12 protein-coding genes are annotated in these 14,754 nt (G+C 46.6%); 2 read left to right on the forward strand and 10 right to left on the reverse strand.

The window, feature by feature from the left end; all coding sequences use genetic code 11:
• Window positions 1–129 precede the first annotated feature (129 nt).
• Window positions 130–798, reverse strand: a complete 669-nt coding sequence (locus ESB13_RS10825; protein WP_129002994.1) for a carboxypeptidase-like regulatory domain-containing protein — start codon at window positions 796–798, stop codon at window positions 130–132.
• Window positions 799–895: 97 nt separating this feature from the next.
• Between ESB13_RS10825 and ESB13_RS10830 the strand changes: the two genes are divergently transcribed.
• Window positions 896–1,468: an RNA polymerase sigma factor gene (locus ESB13_RS10830; protein ID WP_129002995.1), complete on the forward strand. Its 573-nt coding sequence runs from the start codon at window positions 896–898 to the stop codon at window positions 1,466–1,468.
• Window positions 1,461–2,882 (forward strand): carboxypeptidase-like regulatory domain-containing protein, encoded by a 1,422-nt coding sequence (locus ESB13_RS10835; protein ID WP_129002996.1) that lies wholly within the window; start codon window positions 1,461–1,463, stop codon window positions 2,880–2,882. Before ESB13_RS10830 ends, ESB13_RS10835 begins: the two co-directional genes overlap by 8 nt.
• A gap of 74 nt (window positions 2,883–2,956) precedes the next feature.
• On the opposite strand, the gene ESB13_RS10840 is transcribed toward ESB13_RS10835, so the two are convergent.
• From ESB13_RS10840 to ESB13_RS10880, 9 genes are all read right to left on the reverse strand, one after another.
• Complete coding sequence (locus ESB13_RS10840) at window positions 2,957–4,312, reverse strand: MFS transporter (RefSeq protein ID WP_129002997.1); 1,356 nt, start codon at window positions 4,310–4,312, stop codon at window positions 2,957–2,959.
• Between the two features lie 28 nt (window positions 4,313–4,340).
• Window positions 4,341–5,003, reverse strand: a complete 663-nt coding sequence (locus ESB13_RS10845) for a bifunctional 4-hydroxy-2-oxoglutarate aldolase/2-dehydro-3-deoxy-phosphogluconate aldolase (RefSeq protein WP_129002998.1) — start codon at window positions 5,001–5,003, stop codon at window positions 4,341–4,343.
• Window positions 4,996–6,018 (reverse strand): sugar kinase, encoded by a 1,023-nt coding sequence (locus ESB13_RS10850; protein WP_129002999.1) that lies wholly within the window; start codon window positions 6,016–6,018, stop codon window positions 4,996–4,998. The genes ESB13_RS10845 and ESB13_RS10850 overlap by 8 nt, the downstream gene beginning before the upstream one ends.
• A gap of 30 nt (window positions 6,019–6,048) precedes the next feature.
• Window positions 6,049–6,879, reverse strand: coding sequence for a 5-dehydro-4-deoxy-D-glucuronate isomerase (gene kduI, locus ESB13_RS10855; RefSeq protein ID WP_129003000.1), 831 nt, complete (start codon window positions 6,877–6,879; stop codon window positions 6,049–6,051).
• Window positions 6,880–6,909: 30 nt separating this feature from the next.
• Window positions 6,910–7,677: an SDR family NAD(P)-dependent oxidoreductase gene (locus ESB13_RS10860; protein ID WP_129003001.1), complete on the reverse strand. Its 768-nt coding sequence runs from the start codon at window positions 7,675–7,677 to the stop codon at window positions 6,910–6,912.
• Between the two features lie 18 nt (window positions 7,678–7,695).
• On the reverse strand, window positions 7,696–9,336 hold the full coding sequence (locus ESB13_RS10865; RefSeq protein WP_129003002.1) for an NADP-dependent glyceraldehyde-3-phosphate dehydrogenase: 1,641 nt from the start codon (window positions 9,334–9,336) through the stop codon (window positions 7,696–7,698).
• 20 nt (window positions 9,337–9,356) lie between these two features.
• Window positions 9,357–10,778, reverse strand: a complete 1,422-nt coding sequence (uxaC, locus tag ESB13_RS10870) for a glucuronate isomerase (RefSeq protein ID WP_129003003.1) — start codon at window positions 10,776–10,778, stop codon at window positions 9,357–9,359.
• A gap of 118 nt (window positions 10,779–10,896) precedes the next feature.
• Window positions 10,897–12,543 carry a UxaA family hydrolase gene (locus ESB13_RS10875; protein WP_129003004.1) on the reverse strand — a complete coding sequence of 549 codons (1,647 nt, stop codon included), beginning with the start codon at window positions 12,541–12,543 and terminating at the stop codon, window positions 10,897–10,899.
• Window positions 12,544–12,729: 186 nt separating this feature from the next.
• Complete coding sequence (locus ESB13_RS10880) at window positions 12,730–14,652, reverse strand: glycoside hydrolase family 88/105 protein (protein ID WP_129003005.1); 1,923 nt, start codon at window positions 14,650–14,652, stop codon at window positions 12,730–12,732.
• Window positions 14,653–14,754: the final 102 nt, after the last annotated feature.

Genomic DNA, 14,754 nt, shown 5'->3' on the forward strand with positions numbered 1-14,754 from the left:
CGGCAGTTTCACATTCTTCAAAACGCCCTCCCTGATAAACAAGGTATCGGTTTCTTTTGCAGGCCATACTTTCATAACATGAATATATTAATACAAAACGGGATTTACTAATTTCTACCTTCCTATTCCTTAATACACGATACACCTGAGATCTGAATGATCTACTGATACAATGGGAGTAAAATGAATTTCCGGCAGTTTACCCGTCAATGGTTCATTGACGTTAACCAAACAGGGTGATTCTATAAGAAACATGGGCCTTCTACAGATTATAATGCCGCCATAATAGCCCCCCACTGTTACATCGGGAAGGCGATCCAAAGGTTCCCGCTGCAAGTAAACAATTATCTCTCTCTGCCGCTTTGGCACAAATATCATTTCATGCCCGATATAACCGCCGGCATGTGCTGTTATATGGAGCGTATCGGTTGGAATATCGGAACGAAAACAGAAATAGCCCAATGAATCGGTTCTTGCAGTTTTCCTCAATTCCTGCACCAGCACGGAAGCGCTTGTAACAGGCTGCTGCAGATCATTTACTACCCTGCCCTCGACAACACAGGCTCCTTTCGTTGTTTCGGATAATATGACGCATGGCACACAATGTTGTTTCCCGTTGGGAAGCTGCAGGTTTAGCGTTCTGCTAACCGGCGTGGTTTGTTGCGCGCGCAGGGAGCTCACCAGTAGAAGAGAGATAAGCAGCAACAGGGGTACTACTACCATTTTATTTTGGTGTATCAGGCAGGAGGTGTGCCGGGAACAGGCATGTGCTGCGATCATCCTTAAACATTTTGCCATATCACTGTTTTATAACCAGATGCGATGAATTAACATATTACACAAAACATTACCCTAAAGATGGTACATAGCGGATATTTCTCTAATTTGGCGGGGCATGGCAACAGTGAGACATATGGCAACGGCCTCGTTCCGCAGTGATGAGGAGCTTTTGACGGCCTTCCGCGATACCGGGGAACAGGACGTGCTGGCTACACTGTATTTGCGCTACACCGACCTGGTTTACGGTACCTGCCTGAAATACCTCAAAGATGCCGAAGCCTCAAAAGACGCAGTCATGAATATTTACCAGGAACTGGTGAGGAAACTGCCGCTTCATGAAGTAGATAACTTTAAGGGCTGGCTTTACGTACTTACTAAGAATCATTGTCTTATGCAATTGCGTAAAGAGAAATCGAATATTATGGTTCCGCTGGAGTCTAATTTTATGCAATCGGAAGACTTTTCGCATCTGGATAACGTGCTGGATCGCGAGCAGAACTTTAAAAAGCTCGAGAATTGCCTGGAACGTTTACCATCGAACCAACAACAGGCAGTACGGCTTTTTTACCTCGAAAGCAAGTGCTATAACGAAATCACAGCGGCTACCGGCAACGACTGGAATAAAGTACGCAGTCTGATCCAGAACGGACGAAGGAACCTGAAAATTTGTATGGAATCAAATGGCTGAACAACAACACCATAATTATTTTACCCATACAGATATCGATAGATACCTGAGCGGACGTATGTCGGCTGCGGAAATGCATGAGCTTGAAAGAGCAGCTTTACAGGACCCTTTCCTGGCAGATGCCATTGAAGGATACCGGCATACCCAGGCGGCGCTTTCGCAGCAACACCTGGCACAGATAACCGGTATGCTGCAACAGCCTGCCGCACCTTCTATGGTGGTACCTATAAACCGGCGCACCTTTGCTCCCTGGATGAAAATAGCAGCAGCCGTGCTGGCATTTGCCGCCACGGGTGTACTAGGCTGGTATTTTGTACAATCGCCACAAAAAACGGGGGCCCTGGATAAACCTTTGGCAAAAACGGATCATCCTGTAAAGGTTGAAGTGCCTCCGGCTATTTCTGCAGACAGCATTAAATCAACTGGTCCAAAACTGTCCGGAGACGCTGCCGTACAAGCCGACCTAAAACCCGCTGAAGCAGGCATTGCCCCTGCAAGCGGCACCAACGCTAAAACGCCTGTTGCCGCCTCCAAACCGGCGGCAGTTCAGGTAATGCCTGAAGCCAAAGAATCTGCCGCTTTGCCACCGCATAATATACGCCAGGAGGATGCTGTGATAGCAGCGGCAGCGCCTTTAAAAGCTTCCAGGTTACAGGATACTATTGCCCACCCTGCCGAAGCGCCCGCCCCCGCCAACCTGGCAACGGAACTCTCAGGAAGGGTTGCCGGCCTAAGCGTAAAATCTGCTGCAAGATCGAATGACCTTGATGAGGTAGTTGTTACCGGTTATGGCACTACCCGCAAGAAATCGGTAAACGCTTCATTAGCCAAAATATCCCAAACTTATACCTTACAGGGTAAAGTCGTTAGCGAACAAGGCATACCGCTCGCCAATGTAGCCGTACGACCTGGCAATGGCGCGCCCACCGTTGTAACCGATCAGCAGGGATATTTCCGGATTCAGTCGAAAGACTCTGCCGCTACAGTGCATCTGTCATCGATAGGTTTTAATTCTTCAAAGGCAAAATTGCTGGCAGGCACTATTACCTCCATTCAATTAGAGCCTTCTTCACAATCTTTGGCAGGAGTGGTTGTAAAAGAAATGTCCACGGCCAAAAAAGAGGCGTTGCTTAAAGACAGCACTTACCCTGCAGGCGGCTGGGAATTGTTCCAGGAGTATGTAGCCAAAAAACTGAACAGGGCCATTGATACTACCGGGGGAGATCATTACGACGGGAACCTCGAAATAGAACTCGAAATCATCGTCGAAAACAACGGCAATCCCAGTGAAATAAAGGTGATCCGCTCATTCGACAGCAAGATCAATGACCAAGCTATAGAAGCCGTTAAAAACGGGCCGCGCTGGATAGCCAATGGCAAAAGGAAAAAAGCGCGCGTGATCGTAAAATTCTAAGAAGGAATGTTTTAAAAATAGAGAGGGGGATGTCAGAACTACTGGCATCCCCCTCTCTTTATAGGCAACTGTAATTAAATGTTTACAGGTTTAAACTGAGGCACCAATGCTTTCATGATAACCCAGGCTATAACATATGATAATGCACATACACAGAACATGATCATATATGCTATTTGCGGCGTATCGATATAAAAGTCGGTTAACCGGCCAGCCAGGATCTGAACAACAACGCCACCAACACCACCGGCAAGACCGCCGATGCCTGTGATAGAGCCTACTGCCTTTTTGGGGAACAGATCGGATACTGTAGTGAACAGGTTGGCAGACCATGCCTGGTGCGCAGCTGCACCAATACAGATAACGGCAACAGCAAGGAAAGATGCATAGCTACCAAATACTTCCTTATCACCAAAGTACTGTGTTAAAAGCAGCACGATAGGGAACAGGGCAATGATGAGCATCGCGGTCATACGGGCTTTGTATGCTTCCCATCCTTTGTTCATAAAGAACATAGGAACACGGCCACCGAAAATACTACCGAAGATGGCAATACCATAAACGATGAAGGTAGGCAGCATCACCTCGCTGGTTGTCATACCAAATTGCTTTTTCAGGTAGTCGGGTAACCAGAACAGCAGGAACCACCAGATACCGTCGGTCATAAACTTACCAACGAAGAAAGCCCATGTTTGACGATAGCTGAACAGTTTGCCCCAGGAGATCTTGGTTTCATTAACCGCAACATCCTCAGAAGGAGCAACGTGTACCGCAATATCATCGCTATTGATGTAGTCTAACTCTTCTTTCGTTAATTTCTTGTGTTTAGACGGCACTTCATAAATAGAGAACCAGAAGATCAGCCACACAAAACCTATAGCACCTGTAAGGATGAATGCCATTTTCCAGCCCAACTGCGGACCGAAAAAGATCAGACACCAGGGAACAAACAGCGAAGCGATCATAGCCCCTATGTTAGATCCACTATTAAAGAGGCCGGTAGCAAGGGCTCTTTCTCTTTTGGGGAACCATTCAGCTACTGTTTTAATAGAGGCAGGAAAGTTACCCGCTTCGCCAATACCAAATAAGCTTCTTACAAATGTATGGGCAATAACAGTACCTCCTACAAAGGCGTTAAGGATACCAAATACAGACCATATGATTAAAGAAAGGGCCAAGCCAATTTTGGTTCCTATTTTATCGATGACGTAGCCTGCGAGGATGGTTACACCTGCATAGAATGCAGTAAAGAATGAAGTAACCAATGAGAAATCGGTGTTAGTCCAGCCAAAACCACCTTGTTCTATGGGCGTAGAGAAAAACTCTTTCAGGTAACTGATCACCTGACGGTCCATGTAGTTGATGGTGGTTGAAAACAGAAGCAAAGTAGCAATCACCCACCTGTACTTCCCTATTTTACTTTCTTTCATATGCTGTTTTTTATCGTTGTTTTTTAAGTTAAGGCTTAAAGGACTGAACGGTTTGAATTACCTGTTTGGTAAGGGTTGCCAGTTCATCATACTTTTTATTTTTGATGATGTCTTTGGTCACGAGTTTGCTACCCATACCCACCGCACTTACACCCGATTTAAACCAGGCCTGTAAATTGGCTTCTTCCAATTCAACACCACCGGTAGGCATAAAGAACATAGAAGGGAACAAAGATTTGATAGCATCTACAAAACCAGGTCCGAGGATATTACCAGGGAACAGTTTTACGAAGCGGATACCCATGTTTTCTGCCTGGATCACCTCAGTTGGCGTCATACAGCCAGGAACATACAACAATTCATATTCTTTTGCCACTTCAGCAACTTCAGGCACCAATCCCGGGCTGATGAGGTAGTCGACACCTGCTTCGGCGAAGGCCCGGGCATCGGTTGCATTTTTAATGGTACCAATACCTATTTCCAGTCCTGGTAATTCTGCATCTCTCAGCTTCTTCATCGCCTTGAAATTTTCCAGTGCAGCAGCGCCGCGGTTGGTATATTCTACCGCTCTAACGCCCGCATTGTATAAGGCTTTCAGGATTTCCAGTGAAGTGGTTTGATCCGCTTCAAAATACAGGGGCAGGATCCTTTGATCCAACACCGCTTTCAGTGAACTATCTTTTTTACTCATAACGTTTGATAATAGATTGAACAGCGGCAATATCCTGGCGGGTTGCATCACCCACTTCCTGCAGTTTACCGAATGCGGCAGCCGCTGCATAGTTAATAACATCCTGTGGCTGATGACCATTGTAGAGGCTATAGATGAGGCCTCCCATAAAGCAGTCGCCACTGCCTACTTTGTCAACAATATGACCGGTAGAGAATACCGGTGATACATACTGTGTTCCGTTTGTATGCAACGCCGCATAGTAATTGATACCACCGCCTTCTTTATCGAAGCGGAAGGTATTGGCTACTGTATGGCAATTTTTATATTGACTGATAATGGTTTCAGATGTAAGCACGGCGTGTTTCAGCATCGAATCTTTTACACGCGGTGTGATCATTGGTACATCAACCGGAATACCGAGCAGATCTTCGGCAGCCCATATATTACCCATTACCACGTGGCAATGCTGAACAAGGCCGGGCATCACTTCGGGTGGCGTTTTGCCATATTTCCAGAGTTTGGCGCGGAAGTTCAGATCCACGGAAATGGTGAGTCCCAGGCGTTCTGCAGCCAGCAGGCCTTCTTTACATACCGCAACCACATTCTCGTTAAGCGCGGGACTGATAGCTGTAAAATGGAACCATTCTGCGTCTTTCAATACTTCGTCCCAGTTGATCATACCGGGCTTCAGGGAACCGAAAGAGGAATATGCCCTGTCGTAGATAACGCCGGCATGTTTCAGATCGGCGCCCTGCGGCAGGTAGTATGTACCAATACGTTCACCGGAATAGTGAATGGTGCTGGTATCTATTTTCTTTTCACTGATAAATGCTGCCACTTCATCGGACAGGTAATTGGCAGGTAGCGCTGTGCAATATTGAACGGGCACCTGCCAGTTCACCAATGCCTGCGCTACGTTCAGCTCTGCTCCGCCGATATGCACCGGCATTGCAGACTGCTTGATCCATTCCTGTTGTAGTGTGGGAGAGAAACGTAAAAGTAACTCCCCGAAACAAAAAACTTTTTTCTTCATGTTGTGCTCACGATTGTTGGAGGCTATGGATTAACGCATCTCTGATAACGGAGCCGGATCCATATCGGTATAAGTATAGTTTTCACCTGCCATTCCCCAGATAAAGCCATAAGCCGCGGTACCGCAACCTGAGTGGATAGACCATGGCGGGGAAACGATTGCCTGGTGGTTTGCTACCAGCAGGTGACGCGTTTCTGTAGGCTGTCCCATGAAATGGAAAACACGCTGATCCTCCTTAACGTCGAAATAGAAATATGCTTCCATACGACGGGTATGTGTATGTGAAGGCATGGTATTCCAAACGCTGCCTTCTTCGAGGATGGTTAATCCCATTACCAGTTGGGCGCTTTGAATACCTTCGGCGTGAATGTATTTGTAGATAGTACGGTTGTTGGCAGTAACATGGCTACCGGTATTGGTAGGCATAGCCTGCTCTTTGGTATATTTTGTATTGGGGTAAGTCTGGTGAGCCGGAGATGACAACAGGTAAAAAACTGCAGGTTCATTGGCGTGTACGCTGGCCAGGGTAACATCTTTGGTTCCTTTACCCAGGTAAACGCAATCGAGTTTATTCAGGTCGTAAGTAACACCATCCGCCACTACTTTACCGGCGCCACCAACATTGATGATTCCAATTTCCCTTCTTTCCAGGAAATAATCGGCACGCAGTTCAGGATCTGTTTCCAGCTTAAGGGGCTGTTGCAGCGGCTTGGCGCCGCCAATTATCACGCGATCATAATGAGAGTACACGAGGTTCAATTTACCCTCTTCCATCAGATGCTCCATTAAGAAGTTTTCACGCAGTTCCTGCGTGTTCATCTGACTGGTTTCTTTCGGACTTTGCTGAAATCTTACTTCCATAGTTTTATTATTCAAAAGTCAAAAATCGGTTTACCTGCCCATCCATCCGCCGTCGACGGTGAGGATGGTTCCGTGAACATAACTGGCGGCATCTGAAGCAAGGAACACCACGGGTCCTTTAAAGTCCTGTGGATTACCCCATCGCCCTGCCGGTATCCTGCTTAGAATGGAAGTATTACGTGTTTCATCGTTCCGCAATGCTTCCGTTACATCTGTTGCAATATAACCCGGGGCAATGCCGTTGACATTAACACCTTTTTCGGCCCATTCATTAGCCAGCGCTTTTACGAGGCTGCTTAAAGCCCCTTTGCTGGCCGCATATCCCGGCACCTGGATACCTCCCTGAAAGCTCAGCAGCGAACAGGTAAAAATGATCTTGCCGCTGCCACGGGCGATCATGTGTTTTCCAATTTCCCTCGACAACACAAACGGCGTATCGAGGTTCAAGGCTAACACGCTATCCCAGTATTCATCGGGGTGCTCTGCTGCCGGCTTACGCATAATGGAGCCTGCATTGTTCACCAGAATGTCAATTAAAGGATTTTCTGCCAGCAGTTTTTCTATAAAAACATACAGCTGCTCTCTATCGGAGAGATTGGCCTGGTAGGCTTTGAACTGCCTGCCCAATGCAGTGACTTCCTTTTCTACTTCACTGCCTTCAAGGGGTACGGAGGCTGAAACAACAATGATATCGGCGCCTGCTTCTGCAAGGCCTACCGCCATTGCCTTTCCTATTCCTTTATTGCCACCAGTAACCAGGGCTGTCTTCCCTGTGAGATCAAATAACAGATTTTTCATCCTGGTATTTTAGTGACGTTAAAATATATATCGCGTGCTCAGGAAATTGCTGCTCTGTTCACTTACGATATCGTTCAGCAATTTCTTATTGGCATCGTTCAGTTTGGTGGCTACCAGTGAACGGATAGAAAAAGAACGCAGCGCATCTACTACCGACAAAGTACCTTCTGCACTGTCTTTTCTGCCCGTAAACGGAAATACGTCAGGACCGCGCTGGCACTGACAGTTGATATTCACCCGGCTTACCTGGTTGATCAGCGGATCGATGAGTAAAGCAACTTCTTCCTTGTTATTGCTGAATACACTTACCTGCTGACCGTGTGTTGAATCGATGAGGTATTGGATAGGCGTTTCCAGATCATCGAAAGGCACTACCGGTATTACGGGACCAAACTGTTCTTCGCGATACAGTTTCATTTTTTCATTAACGGGGTACACCACCGCCGGGAACACGAGTGATTCAACTGTGGCGCCGCCATTCTCATTCGTTACCTGCGCGCCATTGGCAATAGCGTCGTCGATACATTCTTTGAGATAGGCTGGTTTACCAGGTTCGGGTAACGGCGTTAAGCTGACACCCGCTTCCCATGGCATGCCAAATTTGAGCTGGCTTACAGCTTCATTCAGCAGTTGAATAAACTGACCGGCAATAGAGCGATGCACAAAAACGATCTTAAGTGCTGTACACCTTTGCCCGTTAAAGGACAAGGCCCCCAATACAGTTTCCTGCACTGTAAGCTTAAGATCGGCATGAGGCGTAACAATGGCTGCATTCTTCGCATCAAGTCCCAGGATAGCCCTGAGACGGTTCACTTTAGGATGAAGCTTTTTAAGCTCATTGGCCACCTTACTGGAGCCAATGAGCGTTAATACATTGATCTTGCCGGATGCCATCAAACCGGGAACAATACTGTTGCCGCGGCCATAAATGGTATTTACCACCCCTTTAGGGAAACATTCCTGGAATGCTTTCAACAGGGGATAGTGTAATAAAGTACCGTGTTTCGGAGGTTTGAACAGTAAGGTATTACCCATGATAATGGCGGGTATGAGCGTAGTAAAGGTTTCATTTAACGGGTAGTTGAACGGTCCCATACATAATACCACACCTAACGGCGAACGTCTTACCTGGGCAACGATGCCCTGTTCCATTTCAAACCTGGAGGAAACCCTGTCAACATCTTTCAGGGCGTCTATTGTGGCATAGATATACTCTACCGTTCTGTCGAATTCCTTCACAGAATCGGCATGCGATTTACCTATTTCCCACATGATCAGTTTGACTACGATATCTTTTTGCTCCAGCATCTTCCGCGTAAACTGTTCAACACAGGCGATACGGTCTGCAACGCTCATGGTGGGCCATTCCCCACGGCCATTGTTATAGGCCGCTACGGCTGCATCGAGCGACTCCATCGCTTCTTTCTCGGTACAAATAGGATAGGTTCCTATTAACTTCCGCTCCAGCCCATTGGCTGTTTGTACACATACGGGGGAATAAACGGGATGAGCCTTGCCATCCCATTGTTTCATTTCTCCGTTACTAAGATATTCGCGCTGGTTAATTTCGCCGGGCAACGCATAGGCTTCGGGGATGGCATCCGCTGCCACAAACTTTTCCAGAAGCTGCTTTTCAAAAGCCAAACTGTTTTCTGACATTTCTAAGGTTATTACAGAGATTAATTACCACTCTTCAAATGCTGCCAGCCAAAATATTGCCTTGCATTGTTATAGCAAATATCCTGTACCACCTGTCCTGTCCATGCAATATCGTTAGGCAGCTCTCCGGCCTCTATTTCGGTACCGAATAAGTTGCACAATATACGACGGAAATATTCATGGCGGGGGTAAGAAAGGAAACTGCGGGAATCGGTAAGCATACCTACAAATTTGCTCAGTAATCCCATGTTGGATAAAGCATTCATTTGTTTGGTCATACCGTCTTTCTGATCAAGGAACCACCAGCCTGAGCCAAACTGTACTTTACCGGCAACAGAACCATCGTTGAAGTTACCGATCATGGTAGCCATGAGTTCGTTATCGGCGGGGTTGAGGTTGTAGATGATGGTTTTAGCCAGTTTGTTTTCGTCGTCGAGTTTACCCAGGAATTTGGCTAATGCACGTCCCTGAGAGAAGTCGCCGATAGAATCCCATCCTGTATCAGGTCCTAATTCACGCATTCTGCGCAGGTTGTTGTTACGTAAAGCACCGAGGTGGTATTGTTGTACCCAGCCTTTTTTCCAGTCCCATTCAGCGAAATGCACCAGCATTGCAGATTTGAACTTGCGGCGCTCTTCGAGTGTTAACTCGGTACCGCCGATCACTTTATCGAAGAGCTGGCTTACTTCTGCATCGGTGTAATCTTCAGCATAGATTTCTTCCAGTCCATGGTCCGATACGCTACAACCATTGGCAGCAAAGAAGTCGTGACGGCTTTGCAGTGCGGCAAGGTAGCTGTCGAGATTGGTGATATTGGCATTGGCCGCTTTTTCGATGCGGGCAACATATTTTTTGAAGTTTGCGGCGTTGTCTACGTTCATGGCAGCATCGGGTCTGAAAGCCGGTAATACGGGGATTTCAAAGCCTTCTGCTTTCAATGCCTGGTGATCTTTCAGATCATCGGCAGGATCATCGGTAGTACAAACGGTAGCCACATTCATTTTACGCAGCAGGTTACGAACGCTGAAATCAGGCGTACGCAACTGTGCAGAACATTTTTCATAGATATCACGTGCAGAATCGGCATTCAGGATATCGGTAACACCGAAATAACGTTGTAATTCCAGGTGTGTCCAGTGGTACAGTGGATTCCTCAGGGTATAAGGAACGGTTTTAGCCCATTGTTCGAATTTTTCGAAGTCGGGTTTATCACCGGTACAATAGGCTTCGTCGATACCATTGGTACGCATTGCGCGCCATTTGTAGTGATCACCGTACAGCCAAACCTGGGTAAGATTCTGGAACTGCGTGTCTGCCAGGATCTGCGACTGCGGCAAATGGCAGTGGTAGTCGATTATAGGCATGTGCTTTGCAAAGTCGTGATATAACTTCTCCGCTGTCTTATTCTGTAACAAGAAATTTTCATCCAAAAACTGCTTCATACGATATAATTCTTAAGTCAAACATTTAATTTCCTGAATCCAAAGCCAAAAAAAGCATTTAGTTAAAAGGGAAACAATGATTTCTGTTTCTTTTTTAACATTTAACGTTTTTAGGCTCCTATAACGAAACGCCTCTTTTCCATGGAATAAAGTCATCCTGGTTCAGCAATACTGCTTTAGGGATCACCTCGCCACTGGCGGCTTTGATGCAATATTCGAGAATTTCTTCTCCCATTTGTTCAATAGTTTTCTCTCCATCTATCACAGGACCTGTATTGATATCGATGATATCATCCATTTTCTGCGCCAGCTTGGTATTGGTAGCTACTTTAATGGTAGGACACACAGGGTTGCCTGTAGGTGTTCCCAATCCTGTGGTAAAGAGAATAAGTGTTGCGCCGGAGGCAGCTTTGCCTGTAGTAGCTTCCACATCATTACCTGGTGTGCAAACCAGGTTGAGGCCGGGTTTGGTAGCAGGCTCGGTATAATCGAGCACATCTTCTACAGGTGAAGTTCCGCCTTTACGCGCTGCGCCGGTGCTTTTGATGGCATCGGTGATAAGCCCATCCTTGATGTTCCCGGGCGATGGGTTCATATGAAAACCGGAGCCCACTTTATGCGCCGCATCGTTGTATGCGGTCATGAGATGAATGAACTTACGTGCAGCAGCTTCATCGCGGGTACGATCGATCAGTTGCTGTTCTGCGCCGCATAATTCGGGGAATTCGGCAAGCAGCACCTTGGCGCCCAATGCTACCAGCAGGTCCGATGTATATCCAACTGCAGGGTTGGCCGAAATACCGCTGAATCCATCACTACCCCCACACTTAACGCCCACAGTCATTTTGCTCAGCGGCGCGGGCTTACGTTCTATTTTGTTGATCTCAATTAACCCCTCAAAAGTCTTGCGGATGGCTTCTGCGATCAATTGCTCTTCACTTTGCGACTGTTGCTGCTCGTAGATATACAGCGGCTTACTGAAATTGGGATTACGTTCCTTCAGGTCGCGCTGAAAATCGGCCACCTGCAGGTTCTGGCAACCCAGGCTCATCACTGTTACACCAGCCACATTGGGATGATCGGCATAAGCAGCCAGCAGCTTGCTTAATACTGCAGCATCCTGCCTGATACCGCCACAGCCACCCTGGTGGTTGAGGAATTTAATACCATCTACATTTTCAAACACTCTTTTCTTACGGGTCTCCGCTGCCGTTGCCGGCGCCAGGGAAAGATTGTGAATGTCCTCTCCTTTTTTATAAGCTTCTACCAGCTCATGCGCATAACTCTTGTATTTCTGCGTAACCGCATATCCCAGCTCATTATGCAATGCTTCCCTGATAACATCCAGGTTCCTGTTTTCGCAAAACACCGTAGGAATGAACAACCAGTAGTTGGCTGTACCTACGCTGCCGTCGGCCCTGTGATAGCCATTGAAGGTGCGGTCTTTGAACTTTGATACATCAGGCGCTTTCCATTCGTAATGGAACGGCCTGTAGGTAAAAGGATCCGAAGCATGCTTCACATTATCTGTTGTCATGAGCATACCACGCTGTATGGCATGCTGTGTTTTCCCCACCAAAACGCCGTACATGATCACTTCATCGCCGGTATTCATGTCGTTGGTGAAGAATTTATGTTTGGCGTTAACATCGTCCAGCAGAAGATATTTCTCTCCATCCAGCTCTACCTGCTGTCCTTTGTGCAAATCAGTCAATGCCACTATGACATTGTCTGAAGGGTGAACTTTTAGAACTATCTGTTTCATCTATCTGTGTTTTAAACACCGGCTCATCAGGCCGGCATCATCAATTTATAAATAGGGTACTATTGCCTATTGTTTACAGGCTTATACATGACATCACCCCGCTGCTTGTTGCGGCGAGGTGACGACGGATATAACAGCTTTTGATAAAATCACGGCAAACGTTTAAACAGGTTACGGAACACCATTCTAGTTCTTCGACTGAGCGATCAGCCATTTGGCCAGGTCGCCTGCGAGTTTGTAGTTTTCAAAGTCGGCAGGCAGCTTTCTGCCGTCTACATATTCATTATACAGCCAGGGATCACCAACCGCAAATACGGCACCTTTGCCATATACTGCTGTTGCGGCAATCACTTTATCGCCATGAAGCAGGCTTGCTTTTGCCGGCGCCTTCACCTGTAACGTACTGATCTCCTTCAAATAGGCTTTACCGCCCGATTTAAATACAGGATGGCCTGCTGCCACTAATTCTGCGCCCTCTTCATAGTTATTTTTCTGCACCATGTTTATGCCATCTTCATTGAACTGGATACCAAATGCCGCTGCCAAAGTGTTAAAGTGTTTAAACTCCGCATTACCGGCATTGTTACCCATCAATAACAACACCCCTCCTGCCTTCACCCATTCCGCAATTGCTTTCACATGCTCCGGTTGAATATAATTGGGCTTTGCTGTTTCTTTTTCTGTGTCAGGATCAACAATGATGTAAACGTTTGATTTCTTCAGATTAGCGGCAGTAGGCGCTTCATACAAGGTATTTGTTTTTGCACCAATATCGCTGAAGGTACGTTCAAAGAACCAGAAACCATTATTGTCACGTTCTTCCCATTTGTAGTGGTAGGAAGTAAGGAGACCATTGGCAGGTTCTTTATAAAATTCGTTATTGAAATAAGAATCCAGTGTTACTGTTTTTCCTTTGCCGGTTTTAGGTACCGTTGCCAGGTCCATTTCAGAGCCTGCCAGCAGGAAAGCGCCCATGCCTTTAAGGTCGTTGGTAATTACCTTTTCACTCATGTAATACTCGAAACTACCATCGCGGTAAGGTTTGCCACCCAGGCCGGATACAGTTACAGTTCCTTTAAGGTTGAGGCTGCCATCTGGATTTTTCTCCAGCATGTCTTTAGCAATGCCTGCATATGCTTTCTGAGCTGTTTTGAAGGATGTGGCGGGCAAATAGCCTTTACGTACGCCTTTCGCAACAGTATAGATAAACATACAGGAAGCCGAAGATTCGTGATAGTTTCCCTTGCCATTGGGTTTATCCAATACCTGGTACCAAAGGCCTGAAGCAGGATCCTGGTATTTTTGAATAGCTGTAACAAACCTGTTAAGGATAGCCAGTAAAGCCGGACGTTTCGGATGGTTTGCCGGGAAATAATCCAGCACATCTACCAACGCCACACCATACCAGCCCATTGCACGTCCCCAGAAATTAGGAGAAGTGCCGGTGGTTTTGTTTGCCCATTGCTGTTGTTTCGATTCATCCCAGCCATGATACATCAACCCTGTTTTAGCATCACGGGAATGTTCTTCCATCAGGATGAACTGTTTCGCGATATCGTCAAAAGCTTTTTCATCTTTTGTAAAGCTGGCGTATTCTGCATAAAATGGCTCGCCCATATACAGGCCGTCAAGCCACATTTGATTTTCGTAGATCTTTTTATGCCAGAAACCGCCATCACTGGTGCGCGGTTGTTTATCAAGCTGGGCCCTTAACGAAGCAGCTGCTTTCAGGTATTGCTGCTTACCGGTAACCCTGTAGAGCATCAGTAAAGAACGGCCGTTCTTGATGTTGTCGATATTATAGTCTTCCTGCTTGTAGCTGAAAATGTTTCCATTTGCATCTACATAATTATCCATCGATTTTTTTATGTATTCGAAGTAACGTTTGTCGCCGGTCTTTTGCCAGAGAGCATCAAAGCCTTCCAGTACAACACCGTGATCATAACTCCATTTAAGCGGACGTCCGGCAGCAACGCTGTCGCCTAAACCATTCTTCCAGGTATTCATAACTGTAGCAGCCATTTTTTCAGGCAAACCGGTGGGAGTTTGTGCAATCGTCGCCTGGCTTACCAGGACTGCTCCAACTAAAGAGCAAAACATTTTTTTCATCCGTGAACTATTTTAGTTGTAACGGGTATGCCACAATAACTACAAATGGCAAGCCCGCATTCAATGGCTGATGATAATGCCCAAATTTACTATACCCTATGC

Origin of the sequence: Filimonas effusa, from assembly GCF_004118675.1 — a bacterium.
Classification (GTDB): Bacteria; Bacteroidota; Bacteroidia; order Chitinophagales; family Chitinophagaceae; genus Filimonas; species Filimonas effusa.

What these genes read in the sequence shown, in the direction of transcription:
- ESB13_RS10825 (WP_129002994.1), bottom strand. Translation starts at nt 798, where the DNA reads ATGGCAAAATGTTTAAGGATGATCGCAGCACATGCCTGTTCCCGGCAC.
- ESB13_RS10830 (WP_129002995.1), top strand. Translation starts at nt 896, where the DNA reads ATGGCAACAGTGAGACATATGGCAACGGCCTCGTTCCGCAGTGATGAG.
- kduI (WP_129003000.1), bottom strand. Translation starts at nt 6,879, where the DNA reads ATGGAAGTAAGATTTCAGCAAAGTCCGAAAGAAACCAGTCAGATGAAC.
- ESB13_RS10875 (WP_129003004.1), bottom strand. Translation starts at nt 12,543, where the DNA reads ATGAAACAGATAGTTCTAAAAGTTCACCCTTCAGACAATGTCATAGTG.
- uxaC (WP_129003003.1), bottom strand. Translation starts at nt 10,778, where the DNA reads ATGAAGCAGTTTTTGGATGAAAATTTCTTGTTACAGAATAAGACAGCG.
- ESB13_RS10840 (WP_129002997.1), bottom strand. Translation starts at nt 4,312, where the DNA reads ATGAAAGAAAGTAAAATAGGGAAGTACAGGTGGGTGATTGCTACTTTG.
- ESB13_RS10835 (WP_129002996.1), top strand. Translation starts at nt 1,461, where the DNA reads ATGGCTGAACAACAACACCATAATTATTTTACCCATACAGATATCGAT.
- ESB13_RS10845 (WP_129002998.1), bottom strand. Translation starts at nt 5,003, where the DNA reads ATGAGTAAAAAAGATAGTTCACTGAAAGCGGTGTTGGATCAAAGGATC.
- ESB13_RS10850 (WP_129002999.1), bottom strand. Translation starts at nt 6,018, where the DNA reads ATGAAGAAAAAAGTTTTTTGTTTCGGGGAGTTACTTTTACGTTTCTCT.
- ESB13_RS10865 (WP_129003002.1), bottom strand. Translation starts at nt 9,336, where the DNA reads ATGTCAGAAAACAGTTTGGCTTTTGAAAAGCAGCTTCTGGAAAAGTTT.
- ESB13_RS10860 (WP_129003001.1), bottom strand. Translation starts at nt 7,677, where the DNA reads ATGAAAAATCTGTTATTTGATCTCACAGGGAAGACAGCCCTGGTTACT.
- ESB13_RS10880 (WP_129003005.1), bottom strand. Translation starts at nt 14,652, where the DNA reads ATGAAAAAAATGTTTTGCTCTTTAGTTGGAGCAGTCCTGGTAAGCCAG.